The sequence below is a fragment of the Microbacterium sp. BDGP8 genome, assembly GCF_029991045.1.
GTDB classification, from domain to species: Bacteria; Actinomycetota; Actinomycetes; order Actinomycetales; family Microbacteriaceae; genus Microbacterium; species Microbacterium plantarum.
This window is the reverse complement of sequence record NZ_CP120712.1, coordinates 2,463,929-2,488,163: the sequence shown is the minus strand read 5'-3', so window position 1 is coordinate 2,488,163 and position 24,235 is coordinate 2,463,929. Positions and strand designations below refer to the sequence as shown.

26 protein-coding genes are annotated in these 24,235 nt (G+C 70.6%); 11 read left to right on the top strand and 15 right to left on the bottom strand.

Annotation, left to right across the window (positions count from 1 at the left end; all coding sequences use genetic code 11):
- The first annotated feature begins 19 nt into the window (after positions 1–19).
- The 4 genes from P6897_RS12115 (at position 20) to P6897_RS12100 (ending at position 3,731) form a co-directional block, all read left to right on the top strand.
- Positions 20–871 (top strand): ADP/ATP-dependent (S)-NAD(P)H-hydrate dehydratase, encoded by an 852-nt coding sequence (locus tag P6897_RS12115; protein WP_282501334.1) that lies wholly within the window; start codon positions 20–22, stop codon positions 869–871.
- Between the two features lie 42 nt (positions 872–913).
- The gene (locus P6897_RS12110) at positions 914–2,119 is read left to right on the top strand and encodes a glycosyltransferase family 87 protein (protein WP_282501333.1); all 1,206 of its coding nucleotides are present in this window, start codon (positions 914–916) and stop codon (positions 2,117–2,119) included.
- 14 nt (positions 2,120–2,133) lie between these two features.
- On the top strand, positions 2,134–2,478 hold the full coding sequence (locus P6897_RS12105) for a thiamine-binding protein (protein WP_112617321.1): 345 nt from the start codon (positions 2,134–2,136) through the stop codon (positions 2,476–2,478).
- Positions 2,479–2,552: 74 nt separating this feature from the next.
- Positions 2,553–3,731: an MFS transporter gene (locus P6897_RS12100; RefSeq protein ID WP_282502593.1), complete on the top strand. Its 1,179-nt coding sequence runs from the start codon at positions 2,553–2,555 to the stop codon at positions 3,729–3,731.
- A gap of 4 nt (positions 3,732–3,735) precedes the next feature.
- Here the strand turns inward: P6897_RS12100 and P6897_RS12095 are convergent, their stop codons facing one another.
- Together P6897_RS12095 and P6897_RS12090 are read right to left on the bottom strand one after the other, a co-directional pair.
- Positions 3,736–4,938, bottom strand: coding sequence for a homoserine O-acetyltransferase (locus P6897_RS12095; RefSeq protein ID WP_269267789.1), 1,203 nt, complete (start codon positions 4,936–4,938; stop codon positions 3,736–3,738).
- Between the two features lie 45 nt (positions 4,939–4,983).
- Positions 4,984–6,000 (bottom strand): DUF2332 domain-containing protein, encoded by a 1,017-nt coding sequence (locus tag P6897_RS12090; RefSeq protein ID WP_282501332.1) that lies wholly within the window; start codon positions 5,998–6,000, stop codon positions 4,984–4,986.
- Positions 6,001–6,180: 180 nt separating this feature from the next.
- Here P6897_RS12090 and P6897_RS12085 point away from each other — a divergent pair, with 180 nt between their 5' ends.
- Complete coding sequence (locus P6897_RS12085; RefSeq protein ID WP_112617318.1) at positions 6,181–7,212, top strand: TerC family protein; 1,032 nt, start codon at positions 6,181–6,183, stop codon at positions 7,210–7,212.
- Between the two features lie 79 nt (positions 7,213–7,291).
- Here P6897_RS12085 and P6897_RS12080 read toward each other — a convergent pair whose 3' ends face one another.
- Positions 7,292–8,614 (bottom strand): bifunctional o-acetylhomoserine/o-acetylserine sulfhydrylase, encoded by a 1,323-nt coding sequence (locus P6897_RS12080; RefSeq protein WP_274178840.1) that lies wholly within the window; start codon positions 8,612–8,614, stop codon positions 7,292–7,294.
- Between the two features lie 120 nt (positions 8,615–8,734).
- On the opposite strand from P6897_RS12080, the gene P6897_RS12075 reads away from it, so the two are divergent.
- Complete coding sequence (locus tag P6897_RS12075) at positions 8,735–9,520, top strand: SDR family oxidoreductase (RefSeq protein ID WP_274178839.1); 786 nt, start codon at positions 8,735–8,737, stop codon at positions 9,518–9,520.
- Between the two features lie 20 nt (positions 9,521–9,540).
- On the opposite strand, the gene P6897_RS12070 is transcribed toward P6897_RS12075, so the two are convergent.
- Positions 9,541–11,034 (bottom strand): MFS transporter, encoded by a 1,494-nt coding sequence (locus P6897_RS12070; protein WP_274178838.1) that lies wholly within the window; start codon positions 11,032–11,034, stop codon positions 9,541–9,543.
- 81 nt (positions 11,035–11,115) lie between these two features.
- On the opposite strand from P6897_RS12070, the gene P6897_RS12065 reads away from it, so the two are divergent.
- Positions 11,116–11,772, top strand: coding sequence for a uracil-DNA glycosylase (locus tag P6897_RS12065; RefSeq protein ID WP_274179035.1), 657 nt, complete (start codon positions 11,116–11,118; stop codon positions 11,770–11,772).
- Between the two features lie 47 nt (positions 11,773–11,819).
- On the top strand, positions 11,820–12,446 hold the full coding sequence (locus tag P6897_RS12060) for a GNAT family N-acetyltransferase (protein WP_274178837.1): 627 nt from the start codon (positions 11,820–11,822) through the stop codon (positions 12,444–12,446).
- A 4-nt stretch (positions 12,447–12,450) separates the two neighbouring features.
- On the opposite strand, the gene P6897_RS12055 is transcribed toward P6897_RS12060, so the two are convergent.
- From P6897_RS12055 to P6897_RS12020, 8 genes are all read right to left on the bottom strand, one after another.
- Positions 12,451–12,810, bottom strand: a complete 360-nt coding sequence (locus tag P6897_RS12055; protein ID WP_274178836.1) for a protealysin inhibitor emfourin — start codon at positions 12,808–12,810, stop codon at positions 12,451–12,453.
- Positions 12,803–13,855, bottom strand: a complete 1,053-nt coding sequence (locus tag P6897_RS12050) for a M4 family metallopeptidase (protein ID WP_114588492.1) — start codon at positions 13,853–13,855, stop codon at positions 12,803–12,805. Before P6897_RS12050 ends, P6897_RS12055 begins: the two co-directional genes overlap by 8 nt.
- Before the next feature lie 48 nt (positions 13,856–13,903).
- Positions 13,904–14,713: an ATP-binding cassette domain-containing protein gene (locus P6897_RS12045; protein ID WP_269267780.1), complete on the bottom strand. Its 810-nt coding sequence runs from the start codon at positions 14,711–14,713 to the stop codon at positions 13,904–13,906.
- Complete coding sequence (locus P6897_RS12040; RefSeq protein WP_274178835.1) at positions 14,710–15,492, bottom strand: ABC transporter ATP-binding protein; 783 nt, start codon at positions 15,490–15,492, stop codon at positions 14,710–14,712. The genes P6897_RS12045 and P6897_RS12040 overlap by 4 nt, the downstream gene beginning before the upstream one ends.
- Entirely contained in the window at positions 15,489–16,370 is an 882-nt protein-coding gene (locus P6897_RS12035; RefSeq protein WP_274178834.1) for an ABC transporter permease, read from the bottom strand. Before P6897_RS12035 ends, P6897_RS12040 begins: the two co-directional genes overlap by 4 nt.
- Entirely contained in the window at positions 16,367–17,317 is a 951-nt protein-coding gene (locus P6897_RS12030; protein WP_274178833.1) for an ABC transporter permease, read from the bottom strand. Before P6897_RS12030 ends, P6897_RS12035 begins: the two co-directional genes overlap by 4 nt.
- Positions 17,314–18,825: an ABC transporter substrate-binding protein gene (locus P6897_RS12025; protein WP_274178832.1), complete on the bottom strand. Its 1,512-nt coding sequence runs from the start codon at positions 18,823–18,825 to the stop codon at positions 17,314–17,316. Before P6897_RS12025 ends, P6897_RS12030 begins: the two co-directional genes overlap by 4 nt.
- A gap of 527 nt (positions 18,826–19,352) precedes the next feature.
- Entirely contained in the window at positions 19,353–20,285 is a 933-nt protein-coding gene (locus P6897_RS12020; RefSeq protein ID WP_282501331.1) for an alpha/beta hydrolase, read from the bottom strand.
- A 68-nt stretch (positions 20,286–20,353) separates the two neighbouring features.
- Here P6897_RS12020 and P6897_RS12015 point away from each other — a divergent pair, with 68 nt between their 5' ends.
- The 3 genes from P6897_RS12015 (at position 20,354) to P6897_RS12005 (ending at position 22,083) form a co-directional block, all read left to right on the top strand.
- Positions 20,354–20,830, top strand: a complete 477-nt coding sequence (locus P6897_RS12015; protein WP_274178830.1) for a carboxymuconolactone decarboxylase family protein — start codon at positions 20,354–20,356, stop codon at positions 20,828–20,830.
- On the top strand, positions 20,827–21,549 hold the full coding sequence (locus P6897_RS12010; RefSeq protein ID WP_282501330.1) for a tyrosine-protein phosphatase: 723 nt from the start codon (positions 20,827–20,829) through the stop codon (positions 21,547–21,549). Before P6897_RS12015 ends, P6897_RS12010 begins: the two co-directional genes overlap by 4 nt.
- Before the next feature lie 72 nt (positions 21,550–21,621).
- Positions 21,622–22,083, top strand: coding sequence for an SIP domain-containing protein (locus tag P6897_RS12005; RefSeq protein WP_282501329.1), 462 nt, complete (start codon positions 21,622–21,624; stop codon positions 22,081–22,083).
- 6 nt (positions 22,084–22,089) lie between these two features.
- Here the strand turns inward: P6897_RS12005 and P6897_RS12000 are convergent, their stop codons facing one another.
- From P6897_RS12000 to P6897_RS11990, 3 genes are all read right to left on the bottom strand, one after another.
- Positions 22,090–22,539, bottom strand: a complete 450-nt coding sequence (locus P6897_RS12000; protein WP_282502592.1) for a Fe-S oxidoreductase — start codon at positions 22,537–22,539, stop codon at positions 22,090–22,092.
- 11 nt (positions 22,540–22,550) lie between these two features.
- The gene (locus P6897_RS11995) at positions 22,551–23,390 is read right to left on the bottom strand and encodes an arginase family protein (protein WP_274178827.1); all 840 of its coding nucleotides are present in this window, start codon (positions 23,388–23,390) and stop codon (positions 22,551–22,553) included.
- A gap of 84 nt (positions 23,391–23,474) precedes the next feature.
- Positions 23,475–24,209, bottom strand: a complete 735-nt coding sequence (locus P6897_RS11990) for a PspA/IM30 family protein (RefSeq protein WP_112617301.1) — start codon at positions 24,207–24,209, stop codon at positions 23,475–23,477.
- Positions 24,210–24,235: the final 26 nt, after the last annotated feature.

Below are 24,235 nucleotides of genomic sequence, written 5' to 3'. Positions count from 1 at the left end.
GCGCCGATAGGGTGGCGCCATGGTCGAGATCCACGAATGGGATGCGCGCGACACGGTCGCGCTCCTGCGCAAGCCAACTGCCGACGACCACAAGTATTCCCGCGGGGTGCTCGGTGTGCGAACCGGATCGCAGGAGTATCCCGGTGCCGCCGTGCTCGGTGTCGAGGCCGCCTGGCGGACGGGCATCGGGATGGTCCGCTACCTCGGCCCCGAGCGTCCCGCCGACCTCGTGCTCCAGCGCCGGCCCGAGACGGTCACGGCGCCCGGCCGCGTGCAGGCGTGGCTGATCGGATCGGGGACGGATGCCGCGACCCGGCCCGCCGCCGAGACCGCACGGCTGGGAGAGCTGCTGCAGGGCGACCTCCCCGTCGTCGTCGACGCCGGGGCCCTCGACCTGGTCCCCGGCGCGACCGCCCCGCTCGTCGTCACGCCGCACCAGAGCGAGCACGCGCGCCTGCGCGGGCTGCTCGGCCTCGACGACGTGACACCGACGTCACTGACCGACCGCATCGAGGCCGCCCGCGAGACCGCGGCCGCGGCCGGGATCACCGTGCTGCTCAAGGGCGCCGAGACCGTCGTCGCGGCCCCCGACGGATGGACCGCCGTCGTCCGGGCCGGCACCGGGTGGCTCGCCACCGCGGGCACCGGTGACGTGCTCGGCGGCATCCTGGGTGCTGTCGTGGCGGCCCGGGGCGCGCAGCACGATCTGGATGCCGCGGCCCTGGCACCGCTGGCCGTCGCGGCGGCGTACATCCACGGACATGCCGGTCGCGGTGCCGGTCCCGGCCCGATCACGGCGCTGGACGTCGCCGAGGCCGTACCCGCCGTGATCCACGTGCTGCTCGCCGGCGGCGACCCGGCCGCCCGCTGACACCACCGGTGGGCCCCAATGGCCTCACCGTAGGATGTGACGGTGTCGAGACGGGGAACGCTGTGGGTCGCGTTCGCGCTCGTCCACGTCGTGGTCTCGGTGCTCGGATTCGTGCTCCCGAATCAGCCGATGGGGGATGTCTACCTCGTCTACGAACCCTGGTCGCAGCGAGCGCTCGCCGGTGAGGGCATCGTCGGGATCGACGACGACTGGGTGTACCCGCAGCTCGCCCTCGTCCCGCTCGTCCTCGCCCACGGGTTCGCGTGGATCGCCGGATACACGGTGGGCTGGGCCATCTTCGTCACGGCTCTGGACGCCGTCGCCTTCGCGGTCCTCGTGGGCCGCGCGCGGTCGCGCGGACGCGTGACGGCGGCGTGGTTCTGGCTCGCGGCGATCCTGCTCCTCGGCCCGGTCGGCCTCTACCGGCTCGACGCCGTCACCGTCGCGCTCGCCGTCATGGGTGGCCTGTGGCTTCGCGGACGGCCCTGGCTGGCCGGCATCCTGCTCGCCGTGGCGACATGGATCAAGGTCTGGCCCGCGGCGATCATCGCCGCCGCGGTCATCGCGCTCCGGCGGCGGTGGGCGCTCGTCGGTGCCGGGCTCGTCGTCTCGGTCGCGACGCTCGCGGCCGTCGTCGCCGCCGGTGGCCTCGACCATGCGCTCGGGTTCATCGGAGATCAGACGGGGCGCGGTCTTCAGGTCGAGGCGCCCGTGAGCATGTTCTACCTGTGGGGGCAGATGCTCGGCATCCCGGGGTTCTTCGTCTACTACTCGACCGAGATCCTGACGTTCCAGGTGACCGGCACCGAGATCGATCCGGTCATCGCGTCGATGACTCCGATCCTCATGATCGGGGTGGGGGCCGTGGCGGTCGTCGCCGCCCTCAAGGTGCGCCGTGGCGCTGCGGTGCGCGACCTTCTGCCCGTCGCGGCGCTCGCGATCGTCACCGTCTTCATCGTGCTCAACAAGGTCGGTTCGCCGCAGTACCTGTGCTGGCTCGTCCCGCCCGTCGTGCTCGGACTGGTCGTCGCGCGCCGCGCCTGGGTGCGACCGGCGATCCTCGTCCTCGTGCTCAGCGCGCTCACCCAGCTCGTGTACCCGGTGTTCTACGGCGAGGTCCTCGCGGCGCATCCCCTCGGCGTCGGCATCCTCACCGTGCGCAACGCCCTGCTCGTCGTCCTCGGCGTCTGGATGGTGGTGCGCCTGGTCCGGGTGCCGGTCCCGACGCCGTCATCCATCCCCGTCTGATCCGGAGGTCCATCATGCTCATCGCCTTCTCCGTCGCTCCCAGCGGCACCGGCAGCAATCCCGACGGCTCGGTGCACGATGCCGTCGCCGCAGCCGTGGCCGTCGTGCGGGCATCCGGCCTGCCGCACCGCACCACGTCGATGTTCACCGAGGTCGAGGGGGAGTGGGACGAGGTGATGGCCGTCGTCAAGCACGCGACCGAGGCGGTCATGCCGTTCGGGTCGCGCGTATCGCTCGTGCTCAAGGCCGACATCCGGCCGGGCTACAGCGGCGAGCTCGACGGCAAGATCGAGCGCCTCGAGGGCGCGCTCGAATCGATTCGACACGAGGGGGAGCGCGGCGCTACGCTCCCGGAGTGACGACGCCCGCCATTCCTCGCCCGACCGCCCGCCGGGCCCTGCTCTCGCTCGCGATCGGCAGCTTCGGCATCGGGATGACGGAGTTCGTCGTCATGGGCCTTCTGCCGGAGATCGCCGGCGAGCTGCTGCCCTCCGTCTACGCGAGCGATCCGGAAGCCGCGATCGCCCAGGCGGGGTGGCTCATCACGCTCTACGCCGCCGGCGTCGTCGTGGGGGCGCCGACCATCGCAGGAGTCGTGGCGAAGTATCCGCGGCACCGGGTCATGGTCTTCCTCGCGCTCGCCCTCACCCTCGGCAACGCGCTGACGCTCGTGCTGCCGACGTTCGAGCTCGTCGCGGCATCCCGGTTCCTCGCGGCCCTGCCACACGGTGCCTACTTCGGCATCGGCGCTCTCGTCGCCGCCGACGTCCTGGGTCCGGGCAAGCGTGCGCAGGGCGTCGCGTTCGTGCTGACCGGCCTCACGATCGCCAACGTCGTGGGTGTTCCGCTCGGCACCTTCCTCGGGCAGCAGTTCGGTTGGCGGGCCGCGTTCCTCGTCGTCGCGGCGATCTTCGCGCTGGCCACCGTGGCGATCGCACTGACCGTCCCGCATCACGCAGGGGAGCCGTCGCGCACCCTGCGCGCCGAACTGCGGGTCTTCGGCATCGGCCAGGTGTGGTTCGCGCTCGGCATCGGGGCGATCGGCTTCGGCGGCTTCTTCGCGGTCTACAGCTACGTCGCGACCCTCGTCACCGAGGCGGCCGGCTCGCCGCAGTGGGCGGTGCCGATCGTGCTCGTCGTCGCGGGTCTCGGCATGACCGTCGGGAACCTCGTCGGAGGCAGGCTCGCCGACAACGATCTGCGGCGCAGCCTTCTGGGCGGCCTGCTCGCTCTTGCGGCGGTTCAAGCGCTGCTCGCACTGACGGCCGGCTGGATCGTGGCGGTCGGCCTGTTCGTCTTCCTGGTCGGGTTCTTCTCGTCGGCGTTGAGCCCGACCATCCAGACGAGGCTGATGGATGTCGCGGGCGACAACCAGTCGATCGCGGCGGCGCTGAACCACTCGGCGCTCAACATGGGCAACGCGTTGGGTGCGGCACTCGGCGGGGTCGTCATCGCCGCCGGGCTCGGGTTCGTCGCGCCGGTCTGGGTGGGGGTCGTCCTCGCCCTCGCCGGGTTCGGGGTCGCGTGCGCGAGCTTCGCCGTCGAGGCTCGTGCGCGGCGGCGCTCGCCTTCGCTGATCGACCGATCCGACGCGCCTGCGCCGACACGCTGAGACGTCAGCTTTCCAGCAGCCGTCGCAGGTGAGCGCCGACGATCGGCGTCTCGATCAGGAAGGCGTCGTGCCCGAAATCGCTCGAGATCACCACCGCCGCCTCGTCGATCGTCGATCGGATGCCGCGGGCGATGCGGTGCTGGCCCTCGACGGGGAACAGCCGGTCGGAGTCGATGCCCAGCACGAGGGTGCGCGCGGTGACGCGTGCCAGGGCGTCGTCGATCCCGCCGCGGTCACGGCCGACGTCGTGCGAGTTCATCGCCTCGACGAGCGTGATGTAGCTGTTCGCGTCGAAGCGTCGCGTGAACTTGTTGCCGTGGAAGTCGAGATAGCTCTCCACCGCGAAGCGTCCGCCGAGACCGAGCGGGCTCTTGCCTGACTGCCACGTGCGCTGGAAGCGCAGGTTCAGCTCGGTCGGGCTGCGGTAGTTGAGCAGAGCCATGCGGCGCGCGAGCGCGAGACCGCGGTGCGGCCCGTCGCCGTCTGCCGCGTCGTAGTACTCGCCGTCCTGGAACCTGGGGTCGATGCGGATGGCTTCGAGCTGGACCGAGTTCAGCGCGATTTGGTCGGCGGTGTTCACGGGCGGGGCGGCGAGGATCGCGAGTCGCTCCAGGCGGTCTGGGTGTCCGATACCCCACTCGAGCGCGTGCATGCCGCCCATCGATCCGCCCACGACCGCGGCCCACACCTCGATCCCGAGGGCGTCGGCCAGCCGGACCTGCGCGGCGACCTGATCGCGGATCGTGAGGTACGGGAACCGAGCCGCCCATTCGTAGCCGTCGGACGAGATCGACGAGGGGCCCGTCGACCCCTGGCAGCCGCCCAGCATGTTCGGGGCGACCACGAACCAGCGGTCGGTGTCGATCGCCAGGCCGGGACCGACGATGTCCTCCCACCAGCCGGCCGTCGGGTGCCCCGGGCCTGCCTCGCCGCGCAGGTGGCTGTCGCCGGTGAGGGCGTGCAGCACGAGCACCGCGTTGTCGCGTTCGGGTGAGAGCTCGCCCCACGTCTCGTAGGCGAGGCGGAAGCTCGGCAGCTGCTCGCCGCTCTCGGTGATGAGCGGACCGAACGCGCCGAAGCTCCGGTGGCCGACGGGGTCGCCGTCGCGCCAGGCGCCCGTGGCGGGCGGGCGTCCGCGCAGCAGGCGCGCATCGGCCTCCGTGATCGGCGCGCTCGGCACCGTGTCCTCGGAGGTCTGCCAGTCCATGTCGCCATTCTCCCGGGTCGTGGCGCACGCTGCTCGCGTGTTACGTCACGACCGGAACGGAGACACCTCGTAGGTCGCGCCGTGCTGGCCCGCGAGTGCGACGGGCATCCCGTCGATCGTCTGGACGAAGCTGCCGGTACGGTCGACGCCGTGCGGCATCCGTCGGTCGATCTCCGGCAGGGTGCCTACCGTCTCGTTCGAGATCCAGACGACGCGGCGGTTCACCCGTTTCCCGAGGGTGCTCACGAGGTCGGCGAAGCGGCGACGTTCGTCGGCATCGAGGTAGAGGAGCACCGCGCTGTGGAAGACCACGAGCGTCGCCTCGGGCGGGCTCTCGGCTGCGACCTCGGGAAGGAGTTCGAGGATGTCGCCGGCGACGATGTGCGGTGGGTCGGCCCGCGCCACCTCGACGGCAGCGCGGAGTCGCCCGATGCGCTCGTCATGGACGGGGCCGGGCCAGATGAGCGTCTCGAGCCAGGCGATCGCATCGGCGTCGCGCACGTCGATCGGGGCGAGGTCGATGCCGGCGCGCCAGACGATGTCGGGAAGGGACTCGGGCACGGCGCCGGGGTTGTCGATGCGGCAGCGCAATAGCGGGCGCGGAGCGGCATCGGGTCCCGCGGGCACGATGGTCCGGGGGTGCTCGCAGCCGGGAGACGAGTACTCGTACGCGTACCGATCGGGATAGAGGCAGAGGCCGGCGGCGGTGCCGGTCTCGAGCAGGGCGATCGGGCCGTCGATGCGCGAAAGGGGAGGTAGGAGGGTGGCGCAGCGTCCGACCTCGTTGGTCTGCGTGCGGCGCTCCGCGGTGATGGCGGCGACCCGGTCCCACTCCGAGATCAGCCGCTCGCGCCAAGCGGCGAACGGCCCGAGTCCGCAGCCGGCCCATCGCGCCGCGGCGAAGACGAGATTCGGCTGGCCGCGCCGCTCGCCCAGGAGCGCGATCCGCTCGGTGAGATCGTCGTCGCCGGCGATGCCCTCGGCCCATTCGGCGTAGAGCGGCGAGCTGCCCCGGGCCCAGTCGGCGAACGCATGGTAGCGGCGGGAGGTGTCGGCGTCCATCGCTTCAGGGTAGATGCGCTGAGCGTCACGATCGTCGCGTAAGATACCGCGAAGCAAGGGGAGTACTTCCGCCTGCGGCGCTCTCGTCATTACGGATCCGACGTCGGATTCCGGGACGCCGGTCCCTCCGGGGATGAAGGAGACCTGGCCGTTCGCTACTGTCGACCCCTTGGAGCCTTCGTGGACATCACTCCGCTCGTGTGGATCATCACCATCGCGGTGACCATCGCCTTCTTCGTGTACGAGTTCTTCGCGCACGTGCGCACTCCGCACGAGCCGACGATCGCCGAATCGGCGCGCTGGTCGGCGTTCTACATCGGCCTCGCGCTCATCTTCGGCGTGGTCATCGGCTTCGTGCCGGGCTGGGGCTGGGTGTTCGCGGGCGAGTACTTCGCCGGTTACTTGACCGAGAAGGCCCTGTCGATCGACAACCTCTTCGTCTTCCTGATCATCATGACCGGCTTCGCGGTGCCGAAGAAGTACCAGCAGAAGGTGCTGATGATCGGCATCGTGATCGCGCTCATCATGCGCGGCGCGTTCATCGCCATCGGCGCGGCGCTCATCGACAACTTCTCATGGATTTTCTACATCTTCGGTGCGCTGCTGCTCTTCCTCGCCTACCGTCAGGCCTTCTCGCACGGTGACTCCGACCCGGCCAACGGCAAGTTCATGACGTTCGTCCGCCGCCACCTTCCCGTGACCGACGAGTACAACAGCGACAAGCTGACGGTGCAGAAGGACGGCAAGCGCTTCGTCACGCCGATGCTCCTCGTCATCATCGCGATCGGCTTCATCGACCTCGTCTTCGCGGTCGACTCGATCCCGGCGATCTACGGTCTGACCAACGAGGCCTACATCGTCTTCACGGCGAACGCCTTCGCCCTGATGGGCCTGCGGCAGCTGTTCTTCCTCATCGGCGGTCTGCTGGAGCGTCTGGTCTACCTCGCGCAGGGCCTGGCGGTCATCCTCGCCTTCATCGGCGTGAAGCTCGTGTTCCACGCGCTCCACGTCAACGAGCTGCCCTTCATCAACGGCGGCGAGCCGCTGTTGTGGGTTCCCGAGATCCCGATCTGGTTCTCGCTGCTGTTCATCGCCGCTACCGTCGCGGTCGCCACCGTCGCGAGCCTCGCCAAGACGCGCGGGGACAAGGCGAAGAACGATCGCGAGCAGGTTCAGGGCGAGCAGATCACGACGGCCACCGACGCCGACTGACGGCGCCGCGAACGACGGATGGCCCCGGCCCCACCGCTCACGGTGGTCCGGGGCATCCGGTCGTTCTGAGGAGGAACGATCAGGCGCGCGCCGCCTCGGCGACGTTGCGCGCGGCCGCGAGGGCCTGCTCGAGGTCGGCCTTGAGGTCGTCGATGTTCTCCAGCCCCACCGACAGGCGGACGAGGCCGGGGGTGACGCCCGTCGTGAGCTGCTGCTCCGGGGTCAGCTGCGAGTGCGTCGTCGACGCGGGGTGGATGACGAGCGACCGCACGTCACCGATGTTCGCGAGGTGGCTGAACAGCTGCAGCGAGTCCACGAACGCGCGGCCGGCGGCGACGCCGCCCTTCAGCTCGAACGACAGCACCGCCCCGACGCCCTTCGGCGCGTAGCGGTTGGCCGCGGCGTACCAGGGCGAGGTCGGCAGGCCCGAGTAGTTGACCGAGGCGATGTCCTCATGGTTCTCGAGCCACTCGGCGATCTCCTGTGCGTTCTGCACGTGGCGCTCGATGCGCAGGGAGAGCGTCTCGATGCCCTGGATGAGCAGCCACGCGCTCTGGGGTGAGATCGCCGCGCCGAGGTCGCGCAGCAGCTGGACGCGGGCCTTGATGACGTAGGCGAGGCCGTCGCCGACAGCCTGCGTGTAGACGGCGCCGTGGTACGAGGGGTCGGGCGTCGTGAGCCCCGGGAAGCGCTCGGAGTGCTCCGTCCAGGGGAAGCTGCCGCCGTCGACGATGACGCCGCCGATGACCGTGCCGTGGCCGCCGAGGAACTTCGTGGCGGAGTGCACGACGATGTCGGCGCCGTGCTCGAAGGGACGGATGAGGTAGGGCGTGGCGATCGTGTTGTCGACGATGAGCGGCACGCCGGCCTCGTGGGCGACGTCGGAGACACCGCGGATGTCGAGGACGTTGATCTGCGGGTTGCCGATCGTCTCGGCGAAGAAGAGCTTGGTGTTGGGCCGCACTGCGCGGCGCCACTCCCCGAGATCGTCCTGGTTCTCGACGAACGTGACCTCGATGCCGAGCTTGGCGAGCGTGTACTTGAACAGGTTGTAGGTGCCGCCGTAGATCGAGCTCGAGGCGACGAAGTGGTCTCCGGCTTCGGCGATGTTGAGGATCGCGAACGTCTCGGCGGCCTGACCCGACGCGACGAGGAGGGCCCCGGTGCCACCCTCGAGTGCGGCGAGGCGCTGCTCGACGACATCCTGCGTGGGGTTCTGGATGCGCGTGTAGATGTTGCCGAACTCCGCGAGCGAGAACAGGTTCGCGGCGTGGTCGGAGTTGTCGAACACGTACGAGGTCGTCTGGTAGATCGGCGTCGCCCGTGCCTTGGTGACCGGGTCCGGTGCGGCTCCGGTGTGGATCTGCTTCGTCTCGAAGCGCCAGTTCTCGGATGCGGACATGCGTGGCTCCATCGGGTCGGGAAGCGGCGACGGTCGCCGGCCTGGGTCGAGCGTACGGAAACCGGGTGTGCCCGACAATGCGCGGGACACGCTGCGTAACCTGACGGCTACGGTGGGAGCATGACGCGACGTGCAGTGGTCACCGGTGCGAGTTCGGGAATCGGCGAGGCGGTCGTCCGCGCGCTGCGGGCGTCGGGGTGGGAGGTCGTCGGCGTCGCCCGGCGGGCGGAGCGCCTCGAGGCGCTCGACGCCGAGGTCGGCTCCGCCTCATTCGCCGCGGATCTGACCCGCGAGGGGGATGTCGCCGCCCTCACCGAGCACCTCGCCGCCTCCGGCGATGTCCACGCCCTCGTCCACGTCGCCGGCGGTGCCCGCGGCACCGACCGCGTCGAAGACGGCGCGGCCGAGGACTGGCAGTGGATGTTCGAGGCGAACGTCCTGTCGGCGCAGCGGCTGACCGCGGCTCTCCTCCCGCTGCTGCGACGCGCCGTCGCGGCGGGCTCCGGCCATGCCGACACCGTCTACGTCACCTCGACCGCCGCTCAGACGGCCTACCCGGGAGGCGCCGGCTACAACGCGGCGAAGGCGGGGGAGTCGATGCTCGTCCACGCGCTGCGGCTGGAGCTGAACGGCGAGCCGATCCGTGTGGTCGAGATCGCGCCCGGCATGGTGCGCACCGAGGAGTTCACGCTGAACCGTCTCGGCGGCGACCAGGAAGCGGCGGACCGCCTGTACGAGGGCGTCGAGCAGCCTCTCGTCGCCGAAGACGTGGCGGATGTCGTCGCGTACGCCCTGAACGCGCCGGGGCACGTCAACCTCGACCTCGTGACGATGCGTCCCGTCGCGCAGTCCGCGCAGCACCTGCTGGCGCGCGGTCCGCTGCGTCCGCGGTCGACCGGAGCCTGACCGCCGGGCGATCAGCCTCCTCAGCCGCGGGGCTGGGCGATGGTCCCGTCCGTGCCGCCCGCGGGCTGCGGAGCGGCATCCTCAGCGTCGGCGAACGCCACGCGCGGCACGACGAACAGCAGGACCGCTGCGACGAAGCCGCCGGCGGCGCAGATGGCCCACACCGTGAGGTAACCGCCGAGGGAGGCGGCGGTCTCGCTCGCGACGACACCCGCGCCGGCAGCCAGCACCACACCGAAGATCGCCGACGAGAACGTTCCGCCGACGGTCTTGGTCGTGTTGGTCATGGCCGACGCCACACCGGTCTGCCCGCGCGGGGCGGCCGCTGCCGCCGCAGCCGGCATCGCGCCGACGAGCGCGCCACAGCCCAGGCCCGCGATGCAGAGGTTGAGCAGAACCTGCCAGAGCTCCCGGTGGAACGGCAGGAAGAGCGCGTACCCGATGCCGACGAGCAGCGCTGCGCCGATGAGGACGACCCGGGGACTCGCTCGGCGAGACGTGACCGCGAACAGTACGGCGCCCACGATGAGCGACACGAGGTAGACCCCGATGATGTTCGACCGGTCGGTGGCGTCGAGCCCGAGACCGTAACCGAGCGCAGGGTCCGTGCCCGCATAGGTCGACAACGGGCCCTGGGCTCCGAGCAGACTGATGCCGACGAGGAACGCGGTGGCCTGCACCGGCCACATCTCCGGGCGGGCGAGCATCCGAATATCGACCGCGGGGTCGGGCTGGCGCAGTTCGAACCGTCCGAAGACGACGAAACCTACGATTCCCGCGAGGAGCAGCGCCCACACCCAGAAGGCCGCGGGGCCGTTCAAGCGGAGGAACGTTAGGGCGCTGGTGACGAACAGCAACGAGACCGCGAGGAGCACGAAGCCACGTGAGTCCAGCTGCCGCCGGCCCGGCTCCGGCTTCGACTCGGGCACCCAGAGCCAGATGACGATCGCGACGAGGGTCACCGCCACCGCCGGCACGATCAGCGTCAACGTCATGTCGCCGGCTGTGGCGGCGTAGATCCGGCCCGCGGCCAATGCGCCCATGATCGCGCCGGCCTGAAGCCCGACGACCAGGAGCCCCGCCGCGCGCCGGGTGAGCGAGACGCCCCGGCTCTGCCGCCTGCCCCGTTCGAAGATGAGCGCGATCTCGAGGGGGAGCCAGACGACGTAGAAGCCCTGCAGCGCCCAGGCGATGAGGAAGGTCCAGAAGGATGCCGCAAACGCGAGCCACCAGGTCGCCGCGGCGGTCAGGACAGCTGCGACCAGCAGGATCCGCTTGTGCCCGTACATGTCGCCGAGCTTGGCCAGCACCGGTACGACGAGCGCCGACAGCAGCAGTTGCGCGGCCTCGAACCAGTTCACGTCCGAGTCGTGGATCCCGAGCTCGGCGACGATGTCACTGAAGAGCGGAACGTAATAGCCCTGCAGGATGCCGCTGACGATCTCGACCAGGATGAACCACCCGATCAGACCCGCGGTGACGCCCAGAGCGGAGGTGCGCAGCGTCGTCGACACGGGGCGAGCATACCGGCACGACCGGCCTACCCTGAGAGGGTGACGCCCCATTCCCTGCCCGAGCTCGCCGCCGCCGGTCTGATGGCCCCCGAGTGGGCCGAGGCGCTGCAACCCGTCGCCGGTGACATCGCGTCGCTGGGTGACCGGCTGCGCGCCGAGACCGCCGCCGGTCGCGGGTACCTGCCGGCGGGCGACCGCGTGCTGCGCGCCTTCCAACGGCCGATGGCCGACGTCCGCGTCCTGATCGTCGGTCAGGATCCCTACCCGACCCCGGGGCATCCGATCGGACTCTCCTTCGCGGTCGACGCCCACGTGCGGCCATTGCCCCGGAGCCTCGGGAACATCTATCGGGAGCTCGAATCGGACCTCGGCATCGCCCCCGCGCCGCACGGCGACCTCTCCGCCTGGAGTGATCAGGGCGTGCTGCTGCTGAACCGAGTGCTGACGGTCGCCCCCGGGGCACCGGCATCCCACCGGGGGTGGGGCTGGGAACGCGTGACGGAGCACGCCATCCGCGCGCTGGTAGCGCGGGAGCGCCCCCTCGTGGCGGTTCTCTGGGGGAAGGATGCCGCGACCCTGCGGCCGCTGCTCGGCGACGCGGCGATCGTGGCGTCGCCGCATCCCTCACCGCTCTCGGCGAACCGTGGCTTCTTCGGGTCGCGCCCCTTCTCGCGCGTGAACGAACTGCTCGTCGCGCGGGGTGGCGAGCCTATCGACTGGCGCATTCCGGAGGCCTGAACCGCCGTCGTCATCGGCGCGAAACGTCTGCGCCGTAGAGTTGCTGCATGCTCGAGGAGGACTCCAACCGCGACCGCCGACGCCTGCCGCGGCACCTGCGCCGTCCGGCCGAAGCCGAACGGCCCTTCTCGTACGAGATCCGGCCGGCGCGCCCGGATGACCTCCCCGACATCCGCGAGATCTACAACTACTACGTGACCAACTCCGTCGTGACCTTCGACGAGAAGAAGTGGTCGCTCGCGCAGTGGCGCGAGAAGTACGACTATCTGACGAAGCTCAAGCTGCCGTTCCTCGTCGCGGTGTCGCCGACGGGGCAGATCCTGGGATACGCACTCGCGTCGCCGTGGAACGGCAAGACCGGATTCCGCTACACCGCCGAAACGTCCATCTACCTCGGTCAGGCGGCCACCGGGAAGGGCCTCGGGCGTGCGCTGCTCGAGGCACTCATCGACGCATGCCAGCAGCTGGGACTGCGCGAGATCGTCGCGGTCGTGAGCGACAAGGGCGCCGAGGCGTCGATCGCCCTGCACGAGCGTTTCGGGTTCGTCGAGGTCGGCCGGATGGGGCGCGTGGGCCACAAGTTCGGCCGGTGGCTGGGCACGATCTACCTGCAGAAGTCGCTGGAGCAGCCGAAGAAGGGGCTGCGCGGGCTTTTCACTCAGAAGTCCGGCTGAGGCCTCACCCCGCGTCGTCGGCATTCGGGTCGGGTTCGGCCGGGTGACCGGTTCGCACCGCCTCGACGAGCGATCGCCACGGTTCGTCGAGGTCGTCGTTCAACTCGGCCTGACGCGTCGTCTCGCTGTCGGTGACGGCGATCCGCCAAAGGAAGCGGTCGGCCCCGCCCGATCCGGTCTTGCCTGCCGGTGCCGACGCGTCGATCTCCTGCCAGGGGCACCGCCCTATCAGCTCGCGCCACCCGTCGCGGTCAGCCGGCGTCGGCTCGACGCGCCACGCCCGGGTCAGGCCGGCGAAACCGCCGGTGCGCTCCACGACGATCCGCAGCTGCGCCGCGGAACCGTCGTCACGGGTGTCAGGCATCCTCCAGCACGCCGACGCCCTGCCATCCGGCACGCACGGCGGCGACCTCCTCCGTCTCCTCACCGTACTCGTCGACGGCCTGGGCGATGGTGGCGGCGGCGAAGGCAGCGAAGTCGGAATCGGGGGAGAGCGCTCCCGAGGTGAGTGTGCGATACCAGATGAGTCCCGCGCGTTCCCAGGCGTAGCCGCCCAGCCGCGCTGCGACGAGGTGGAACGCTCTGTTGGGAATGCCCGAGTTGATGTGAACCCCGCCGTTGTCGCTGGTCGTCACGACGTAGTCGCGCATGTGCCCGGGCTGCGGGTCGCGTCCGAGAACATCGTCGTCGTAGGCCGACCCGGGTTCGGCCAGCGACCGGAGGGCGCGCCCCTGGACGGCATCCGTGAATATGCCCGCGCCGATGAGCCACGACGCCTGCTCGGCGCTCTGGCCGAGTCGGTGCTGCTCGGTGAGCGCGCCGAACACATCGGACAGCGACTCGTTGAGAGCGCCGGACTGACCCGCGTACGTCAGGCCTCCCGAGAACTCGGTGATGCCGTGGGCCAGCTCGTGGGCGATGACGGTCAGCGACCCGGTGAACCCGGTGAACACCTCGCCGTCGCCGTCGCCGAAGACCATGCGCTCGCCGTTCCAGAACGCGTTGTCGTACGCCTCGCCGTAGTGGACGGTGGCCGCGAGCACACCGCCTCGCCCGTCGAGCGAATCGCGGCCGTAGGCGTCGCGGAAGAACGAGAACGTCGCGCCGAGCCCGTCGAAGGCCTCGTCGACCGCGCGATCGCCGGTGGGCGGGTCGTCTTCGCGGCGGACGAGGACGCCCGGAAGCTCTTCGCGGCCCTGCGCGTCGGATACGGCCCGGTCGGCTGCGGCGATGCGCTCGGCGACGAGAGTGCCGCCCGGCTCGACGGAGAGACGCAGCTGCGAACGTCCGGCCAGATCGGACGGACGCGCGGCGAGGGTGGTCCGCGCGGCGACCGCGGCCCGCGCGAGGTGGGGCTCGCGAGCGGAGGCGACGCGGGCGAGGAGGTATGGGGGGATGATCGCGCGCATGGCCTCACGGTAGCGGCGGTCACCGACATCGAGTGCGGAAGGGGACGTCTAGTCCTGCGTGCGATGCGGGTCGATCACGGGCACCGAGGCGAGGAGGCGACGCGTGTAGGCCGCCTGCGGCTGGAGCAGCACCTTCTCGGTGGGGCCCTCCTCGACGATGCGCCCCTCGGTCATCACGATGACCTCGTCGCAGAGGTTCTGGACCACGCCGATGTCATGCGAGACCAGCAGCAGCGTCATCCCCTGTTCCGCACGCAGACGGCGCAAGACCTCGAGGATCTGCGCCCGCACCGTCACATCGAGCGCCGACAGCGGCTCGTCGCCGACGAGGATCGCCGGGCGGTGCGCGATCGCGCGGGCGAGCGCGATGCGTTGGCGCTGACCCCCCGAGAACTCGTGCGGGTAGCGCTCCGCCGCGTCGGCATCCAGTCCGACGTCCGACAGCACCTCGTGGACGCGCGCGCGGCGGTCGCCGGGAATGTCGAGCGCCCACAGGGGCTCAGCGATGATGCGGCCGACGCTCATGCGGGGATCGAGCGAGGCGTACGGGTCCTGGAAGACGATGCCGGTCCGTCGGCGGAGCCAGTGCAGGCTGCGAGCCGACGCGCGGGCGTCCACGGGACGCCCGTCGATCGTCACCGTTCCCGTCGAGGGCGTGTCGAGGCCCAGGAGGAGCCGCACGAGGGTCGACTTGCCCGACCCCGATTCGCCGATGATCCCCAGCGCCGAGCCCGAGCGGACATCGACGTCCACGTCGTCGAGCGCGACGGTCTCGCGTCGTGGCGCACCCGCACCGCCGGCGCGCACCCGATAGCGCTTGCTCAGGCCGCGCGCCGAGATGAGCACCTCGCCTGTCATGCGTCTCCCTCCGGCCGCCAGACCGTGGCCGTCGCGTCGCGGAGCAGGCCACGGGTGACCTCCGACTGCGGAGCGGTGAGCAGGTCGGCGACCGTGCCGTCCTCGACGACGCGACCATGCTCGAGCACGACCGCCTCCGACGCGACCTGAGACAGCACGGCGAGGTCGTGGGTGATGAACAGCAGCGACATCCCGTCGTTCTCGACCAGCTCTCCCAGGAGCGCCAGGATCTCGGCCTGGATCGTCACGTCGAGCGCGGTCGTCGGCTCGTCGGCGATGAGCAGGCGCGGCCGAGCGGCCAGGGCCATGGCGATCGCCACCCGCTGGCGCTGGCCGCCCGAGAGCTGATGCGGGTAGCGGCGCAGCGCGCCCTCGGGGAGCCTCACCCGATCAGCATCGGCCTGAGCCCGTGCGAGAGCCTCACGCCGGCCGGCGCGGCCGTGGATGCGCAGGGGCTCCGCGACCTGCCGGCCCACCGTCCGCAGCGGGTTCAGGGCGGTCTGAGGCTCCTGGAAGACGATGCCGATCTGCTCGCCGCGGAGAGCGGCCAGCTCGCGGTCCGGCAGGCCGATCAGCTCCCGCCCGTTCCACCGGATGCTGCCCTCGACCTCGGCGCCGTCGGGAAGCAGCCCGAGCACAGCCAGGGCGGTCAGCGACTTGCCCGACCCCGATTCCCCGATGAGCCCGACCCGCGCGCCGTCGGCGACGCCGAACGACACGTCGTCGACCACGCGGCGCCCGTCGAGCACGACCGACAGGCCCTCGACCTCGAGACTCATGCGACCACCGCCGGAGTATGCGATGCGGCGGGGGAGCGCCGCCGGGCGAGCGTCGGGTCGGTCGCCTCGCGCAGACCGTCGCCGAGGAGGTTGAGTCCCAGCACGGTGATCGTGATCGCGAGCCCCGGCCACACGACGCTCAGCGGATGCGCCGTCAGGTACGTCTGCAGCTCGCTCAGCAGCAGCCCCCACGAGGGCTGCGTGGGGGGAGCGCCGAAACCGAGGTAGCTCAGGCCCGCCTCGGCGAGGACCGCGACCGCCATGCCCCACGACAGCTGCACGATGAAGACGGGCGCGACGTTCGGGAGCAGGTGGCGCAGGGCGATCTGCGACGGCGTGAGGCCGTTGGCGCGCGCCGCGAGCACGAAATCGCTGTGCAGCGTGCGGCGCAGCTCCGGCCGGGTGACGCGCGCGATGTTGACGCCGAATCCGATGCCGACGGAGATGACGACCACCCACAGTGAGCCACCCCACACCGCCGAGATCATCATCGCGATCAGCAGCACGGGAAAAGCGATCAGGATGTCGACGAGCACGGCGACGACCTCGCGGGTCCAGCGGCGGGTGAGCGCGCCGAGGCAGGCGAGTGCGATACCGATCAGCGTGGCGACGACGCCCGCGCCTGCGGCGACGAGGACCGTCGTGCGCGCCCCCGCGATCAGCAGCGAGAGGATGTCGCGACCCGACGCGTCGGTGCCGAGCAGATGCGGCCAGCTCGGCGGGCTCCACCGCGCCGGGATGTCCACCCGCTGCGGGTCGAACGGGGTCCAGACGAGCGAGACCGCGGCCACGACCCCGATGGTGACGACCACGATGAGCCCGAAACGGCCGGCAGGAAGCGACCACAGTCGCCGCAGCCACGGCAGCCGGTCGTTCATGAGGCCTCCCGCTGTCTCGGATCCAGACCGCGATGCACGAGGTCGACGATGAAACCGACGACGAGAACGACCGCCGTGAGCGCGAGGAGCTCGCCCTGGACCTTCGGCAGATCGCGCAGGCCGACATCCGAGACCAGCATCCGGCCGATACCCGGCAGGGTGAACAGCTGCTCGATCACGACCGCTCCCACGACGATGCCCGCGACCTGCAAGCCCAGGACGCTGATGATCGACAGGCCGACCGTCGGCAGGCCGTGGCGAAGCAGCGCGGCACGGCGCGTGAGTCCCTTGGCAGCTGCGGTGCGGACGAAATCCTGCCCCATCGCCGAGAGCGTGGCGCTGCGGACGAACCGCATCAGCATCGCGCCCTCGACGACGCCGATGGTGACCGCGGGAAGGATCAGTGCGGCGAAGGCCCGCGCCGGGTCGCCCCACCCGCCGCGCGGGAAGCCCTGCGCGGGCAGCCAGCCAAGCCAGATCGCGAACACGACGACCAGCATCATGCCCGCCCAGACCACGGGTACGGCGGCGATCGCCTGCGCGCCGAACGAGAGCGCCGTGCCGTCGGCGCGGCCGCGACGGATGGCCGCGATCACGCCGAAGGGAAGCGCGATGATCAGTGCGACGAACATCGACATGAGCCCGAGGGGAACGGTGACCTGGGCCTTGGCCGCGAGTTCGGCCGCGACCGGCGAGCCCGTCACCAGCGACGTGCCGAGGTCGCCGCGCAGCAGCCCCGACACCCATTCGAGGTACTGCGTAGGCAACGGCACGTCGAGACCGAGGCGTTCACGCAGCGCCGCGACCTGCTCCGGCGTGGAGTTGGTTCCGGCGATCTGCTGCGCGACATCGCCGGGCAGAACCCGCAACGTCACGAAGATCAGCACGCTGGCGACGACCAGACCCAGCAACAGCAGGGCCAGTCGCGTCAGCGCGTAACGGATCACCCGTCGCTCTTGGCGATCTCGGCGAGGTTGATGCGCGCGTTCACGTTGTCGACGGGCATACCCGAGACGTTCGTGGCGACCGCGACCACTGAAGCCCAGTTGTAGAGCCAATCGGCGGCGTGGTCCTCGGACACGATCCGCGCGGCCTTCTTCAGGAGGTCATCGGCGGACTGCTCGTCCGTCGCGAGCAGCGACTGCGCGTAGAGATCCTGCACCTCGGCGTTGTCGTAGGTGAAGTAGTAGTCGGGATTCGCCCAGTTCTCGAAGTCGCGCGGCTCGGCGTGGTTGACGACGCTGAGCTCGTAGTCCTTATTGGTGTACACGTCGCTGAGCCAGGTGCCGAAGTCGACGGGGTTGACCTTGAGGTCGATCCCGACGTCGTTGAAGTTGGAGACCAGGATCTGCGGGAGCGTCGTGCCGTAGGCCGACGGGATGGTCAGGGTCAGCGCGAGATCGCTGACGCCGGCCTCACTCAGCAGCGCCCGGGCTGCCTCAGGGTCGTAGGAGACGACATCCGAGAGGTCCTCGTATCCGGGGTCGGCCTCGGGGATCGGACCATAGAGCGTCTGCCCTGCACCGACGGCCTCGACGATCGCGTCGTGGTCGATGGCGGTTCGGATCGCCTCGCGCACCCGGACATCAGCCAGGGGCCCCGACGTGGAGTTCATCGCGAGCACGCTCTTATCGGTCGCGCTGCCGGTCTCGACGACGAAGTCGCCGCCGCCCTCGACCTGATCGGCGAGGTTCGCGTCGAAGCCGACGACGACGTCGATCTCGCCGGCGAGAGCGGCGTTGATGGCTGCTTGGTTGTCGGGGATGAAGTCGAACGTGACGTCGGCTACCTGAGCCGCATCCCCCCAGTACGCCTCGTTCCGCTCGAGCGTCAGGCTGGCGCCCTGGCGCCAGTTGGCCAGGCGGAACGGGCCGGTGCCGTTGGCGGCGGTGTTGTAGTCGACGGTGTCGCCCTCTTTGAGGATGATGCCCGCGCGGCCCGTGAGGTTCCACAGCAGCGACGAGTCGGGCTGCGACAGCGTCAGCACGATCTTCTGCCCGTCGGCGGTGACCGACGTGACGTTGGCGAGTCGTTCGCTGTCCGCCCATTCGGCGGTGGCCTGCCGGGTGGTCAGCGACGACACGACATCCTGAGGCGTGAGGGGTTGGCCGTCGTGGAAGGTGACTCCCTCACGCAACGTGAACGTGTAGGTCAAGCCGTCTGCGGAAACCTCGTGGGCGCTGGCGAGCGCGTCGACGATCTCGCCCTCCGCGGTGCGGGCGACGAGGCCCTGATAGACGTTGTCGATGAGCGTCTGATCGAGCGAGATGCCCGCGGTCTGCCGGATGTCGAGGTTCGAGGGCTCGAGCACCAGGCGGATGTTGACGCTGGCGTCCGGGTCAGGGGCGCCCATGGTGGCGGACGGCCCGGGCTCGGTCGACCCGGTGCAGCCGGCGAGGAGGAGGGTGCCTGCAGCCAGCAGTGCGGCGGCGGTCACGGTGGTGCGGCGGAGCATGTGGAGGAGGGTTCCTTTCGCAAGGGCGGTGGCATCGTTGCTGTCCGATGCGCGTCCGCGAACTCAGTGCGGCATACAGCCTAGGGTCCGCCACGACCGCGAGACGCATTCACCGACGTCCAGCGTCGCACGGCGACTCCCTATTTCATCGAGAGCGGGCCGTGCGCAGGCTGAGCGCGGGCTGCGGGGCGGGTGAGACGGCCGCAGGCCGGTTGAGCCTGTCGGCGGTACGGCTTGGCCGGTGGAGCTCGCCGCAGTAGCGCAGACCGGGCCGATCTCCGCCGACCAGACGCGCCCTCCAACCCGGCGATGCCCGCTGTTCGCGGGGGTTCCGTCGCCAGGATGAACAGCTGAATCGCGCGACGCAGCTGGGCCACGCGCGCGTTGAGCCTGTCGGCGGCACCGCAGCACGGCTTCGCCGCGGCGCCGCGGCCGTTGACAGGCTGAACAACCCTCCTGCGGCGCCCGGGTGCCCGTGACGTCGGCTCCGCCTGTTGACGGCACAAAGCCCGCAGTATGCGGGGGAGTCAGGCGGTGGCGGCGTCGCGGATGATGCGGGCGAGCTCGGTCGGGAGCTCCTCCTGCACGTTGTGGCCCGATTCCACCGTGACGATGCGCGCTGCGGGAAGGCGCTCGCCGAACCGATCGACGTCGGCGTCGGTCAGATAGCCCCGTGTGCCCCGTACGAGCGTGATGGGCGCCGCCACGGCGGCGAAGTCATCCCAGCCCGATGCCGCGAGGGCCGGAGCCAGCGCATCCTGCCGCTCGGATGCCGCGGCCGCGGCGCCGGGGTCGCCGGCGAGCCCGTTGGCGATGCGTGCGAAGTGGTGCTTCCACTCCACGCGGCCGTCGTCGCGCACGCGCGAGTTGAGGAAGACGCCGCGCTCGGCCGCGGTGCGGTCTCCGCCGAGCCCGAACGACAGTGCACGCTCGACCATCTCCGCGCGAGAGGCCCAGCTTGTCGGTCCGGCGAAGAACCGCCGGATCTGCGACGCGGCTCCGGCGGGGTCGAGCCCGGGCGCGATGTCGACGATCACGAGGGCACGCACGAGCTCGGGGTGCGCTGCGGCGAGGGCCGCGGCCGTGAGGCCGCCGAGCGACTGCCCGACCACGACCTGCGGAGTCGTCGTCCACTGCGCGAGCGCCGGTGCGATGTCGGCCGCGAGCGTCCGTCCCGTGTAGTCGGCGTCGTCGCGCCACGCGGAGTCACCGTGTCCCGGCAGGTCGATCGCCAGCGCCGGCCGCCCGAGCGCGAGGACGGTGCGATCCCACGTATGGGCGTTGAGGCCGGCCCCGTGAAGAAGGGTGACCTCGGGCTCGCCGTCGCCGAGTCGGAGCGCGCTGACCGGTCGCCCGTCAGGGGCGAAGGTGAACAGCCGCTCGGCCGCGGGTGTCGGAACGCCGGCCTCAGCGGCCTGGACGGGCAGGAACGAGAACTCGTCGAACGTGTCGTCGTGCACGGTGATCCTTCGCATCGGGGAGGGACCATTCTCCCGCGACGGGGGAGGGCGGTGGATAGGGTTGACGCATGAATCCGGAGCGGCGCATCCATCTCGCCAAGGCGGCTCGTCCGGCCTACGACGCGCTCGACGCGTTCGCCCGCACGGTCGGGACCATCGCGCAGGATGCCGGCATCGACGAGCGTCTGAAAGAGCTCGCGCTCGTCCACAGCTCGCAGCTCAACGGCTGCGCCTACTGCGTGCGTGTGCATGTGGGTCGGGCGGTGGCTGCCGGTGTGACGGCCGACGAGATCGCCCAGCTCGCCACCTGGCGCGAGTCGGGGGTCTTCGACGAACGCGAGCGTACGGCTCTCGAGCTCGCCGAGGCGTATGTGCACATCGCCGACGAGGGCGTCTCGGACGAGCTGTACGACCGCGTGGGCGGGGTCTTCTCCGAGGCGGAGTACGTCGCGCTGAGCTGGCTCTTCATCTCGATCAACGCGTTCAATCGCCTGACGATCGCGGGCCGGTACCCCGTGCCGCCGCTCCCGCGTCCCGGCGGATGAGCGGCGCGGCATCGCTGTCGGTGCCGGGAGCCCTGAACTTCCGCGACACCGGCGGCCTGCGGGCGGGAAACACCTCGACACGATCGGGCGTGCTCTACCGTTCGGGCAACCTCTTCCGCGTCGACGACGCCGGGCGCCGCGCTCTCGGCGCGCTCGGGCTGCGTCGCATCATCGACCTGCGCGACGACGACGAGGTGCGCTCCGAGCCCACGGTCCTCGGAGATCTCTCCATCGAGACCCAGCGGGTGCCGCTGTTCCTGGGGTCGGTCGCCTCGCTGTTCCGCGCCGACATGTCGCTCGAGTCGATGTATCGTTCGCTCATCGACGACTCGGCTCCGCGCGTGCTCGAGGTCGTCCGCGGGGTCATCGCCGATCAGCCGGTGCTCGTGCACTGCACGATCGGCAAGGACCGCACCGGAGTGACGATCGCGATGATCCTCGCGGCAGCGGGAGTGGACGAGGATGCCGTCGTCGACGACTACGCCCGCACGGAGACGTTGCTGCCGGCCGAGCGCAACGCGCCGATCCTCGCGTATCTCCGCGCGCACCACCCCGACGCCCCGCAGCTGGTCGACCTGGCCACGCGGTCGCCGGCGCCGGTGATGCGCGCGCTCCTGGCCGACCTGCGCGAGCGATTCGGTTCCCCGGCCGACTACCTCCGGTCGCATGGACTCGCCGACGACGAGCTCGCCGAGCTGCGCCGCATCATCCTGATGTGAGACCTCGGGGGGCCGTCCGGTTTCGGCTACGTAGGTAAGGCATGCCTACACCGCGGGTATAGTGGAGTCATCATGACCGAGCTCCACAGCGCCGCCGCCTGCCGCGCCTCGAAGCACGTCCGGGTGCAGCACCTGGTGACGGCCGACGAGCACTCGCTCGCCGAGCTCGAGGCGCTCCTCGCCACCCTGCCGCTGTGCTCGATCGGCCGGGTCTTCATCGAGGTGCCCGACGCCGCTTGGATCGGCACCGTGTCGGCGCCGGCCCGCATGGTCGTGACCTGGCTCGACCGTTCACGCCGAACCGGTGCTCCGGGTTCGGGCCGGGGCTGCGGGTCGGGCGAGGCGCTCTCTCGCGCGGTCACCGCGTGGGCCGACGAGATGCTGTGCACGGATGCCGCGAAGGCGACGCGCGTGCACCTGCTGGGCGGGTTCCTCGGCACGGTCGACATCGTCGATCACCTCACCGCGCGCTGCGGAATGACCGCCGCGTCGATTCACACGCCCGAGCGCTTCGGGCTCGCGACCGCCCGCTGAGGTCCGTCAGCGGCTCTCGGCGCGCCGGGGGATGTAGTTGCCGTCGGCCAGTCCCGCGTCGATCTCGAATCGGTTGCGCAGGGGATCGCGGCCCGCGATCAGGTAGAGCAACGGCATGAGGAGCCCGTATCGCCGCCACTGCCGAGCGTGCACGGCCTCGTGCGTGAGGATCCGCTCGCTCGGTTCACGGTCGCCGGTCAGGAAGCACGACCCGACGCAGACGCCCCCGCGGCCGAACGTCCATTCCGGCATCCCGCGGAAGACCCACAGCCCCTGACGTCGCTCGACGCGGCCGGTCGACCACAGCGTGCCCCAGACGAACCCGAAGGCGGTGCCCGCCCGGGCGCCGAACTCGCTGACGGGGGAGTCCAGCAGCATCCGGGGGATGAGCCGGTCCACCGCCGCGCCTCGCGCGACCGCCGCGTCGGCTCGCTGCCGCCATCCGGCGGGCGGCATCCGGACGCTGCTCACGCCAGAGCCCCGACGACCCGCAGCACGGAGCCCATGTCGTCCACGACGGCCTCGGGATGCGGCGGAGCGAATCCGGAGACGGACGCTCCGGCGAACGAGAACCGCCCGCGCAGGATGCCGATCGCGTTGGTGAGGGTTGGGATGTCGATTCCGAACGGCACGGCCGTGCTCACACCCGTGATCGCCGCGGGGTCGAGGACGTCGAGATCGACGTGAACGTAGACCGAGCCGGCGCCGGTGGCAGCGACCGCGTCCGCCAGACGGGCGGGATCGGCCAGATCGTCGACGCCGAGATGCGTCAGACCCGCGATCTTCGCCGCATCGGTCTCTGCGTCGTCGAACTCGCGGGCGCCCGCAAGGACGATGCGATCGGCGGGCACCGCGGCATCCGGTGACAACGGGGTCGTCTCGAACACCGCGCGCAGGGCCATCCCCGCGAACGCACCCGAGGAGGACGATTCGGGGGTATGCAGGTCGGCGTGCGCGTCGAACCAGACGACGGCCATGTCGGGATGCAGCGCGGCCGCATGCGCGATCGCCGGCACGGCCACTCCGCAGTCGCCGCCGACGACCAGCACGTGGCCGCTCGGGCTCGCGCCGTCCGCGGCACCGTCGGCCTCGGTGAGGGCGGCCGTGACCAGGTCGCGGGTGCGCTGGAGCGAGCTGAACCGCCGGATGCCGCTGCCGAGCGCCTCGCCGGCCTCGATCGGCACGTCGACCCGGACGGTCGCGCTGCGCGGGAGGTCGCCCGCGATCGCGTCAGCGCCGTCGATCAGCGTCATCGATCGAGTTGAGGGCGAGCCCTGCCATTGCGGGACCACGATGAATCGGGTCATTCCTTCGTCCTTCGTCGGGCGTTCTCAGCGGTTCGAGCGTCGACGCCCGGGCGGCAGAGCCGGCCCGGGCGTCGACATCGGCACTCAGCGCTCGATGGCGCCGGCGGCTCCGCCCGTCTTCAGCGCGGCGAGTCGCGCCTCCACCTCGGTGAGCTGGCCCACGTCCTCGAGGCTCTCGAACTGCGCGTCGAGGCTCGAGGCGGCGAGTTCCTGCTTGCCGGCGGCGAGCGCCTCCTGGCGGCGGACCTTGTCTTCGAAGCGTCCGAGCTCGCTCGTCGGGTCGAGTACGTCGATCGACTTGACGGCGTCGTGGACGCGGTTCTGCGCCTCGGCAGTCTTCGCGCGCGCGAGCAGCTCGGAGCGCTTCGCGCGGAGCTGGTCGAGCTTGACCTTCATGCCGTTGAGGCCGTCCTTGAGCTTCTCGACGACCTCGGTCTGGGTCGCGATCGTCGGCGCGATGGTCCGGGCCTCGTTCTCCTCGCTGATCTGACGCTGCAGCGCGACCTTCGCGAGGTTGTCGAACTTGTCGGCGTCGGCGGTGTTGCCCACCGCGCGCAGCTCGTCGGCCTTCCGGCTCGCGGCGAGGGCCTTGTTGCCCCACTCTGCCGCGGCCTGGACATCCTCCTGGTGGTCGCGCTCGAGCAGGCGCAGGTTGCCGATCGTCTCGGCGATCGCCGACTCCGCGTCGGCGATCGAGTTGGTGTAGTCCCGCACGAGCTGGTCGAGCATCTTCTGCGGGTCCTCGGCCTGGTCGAGGAGGGCGTTGATGTTCGCCTTCACGAGCGTCGAGATGCGACCGAAGATGGACTGCTTTGCCATCGGGGTTCCTTTCGTGGGTGGTCGGG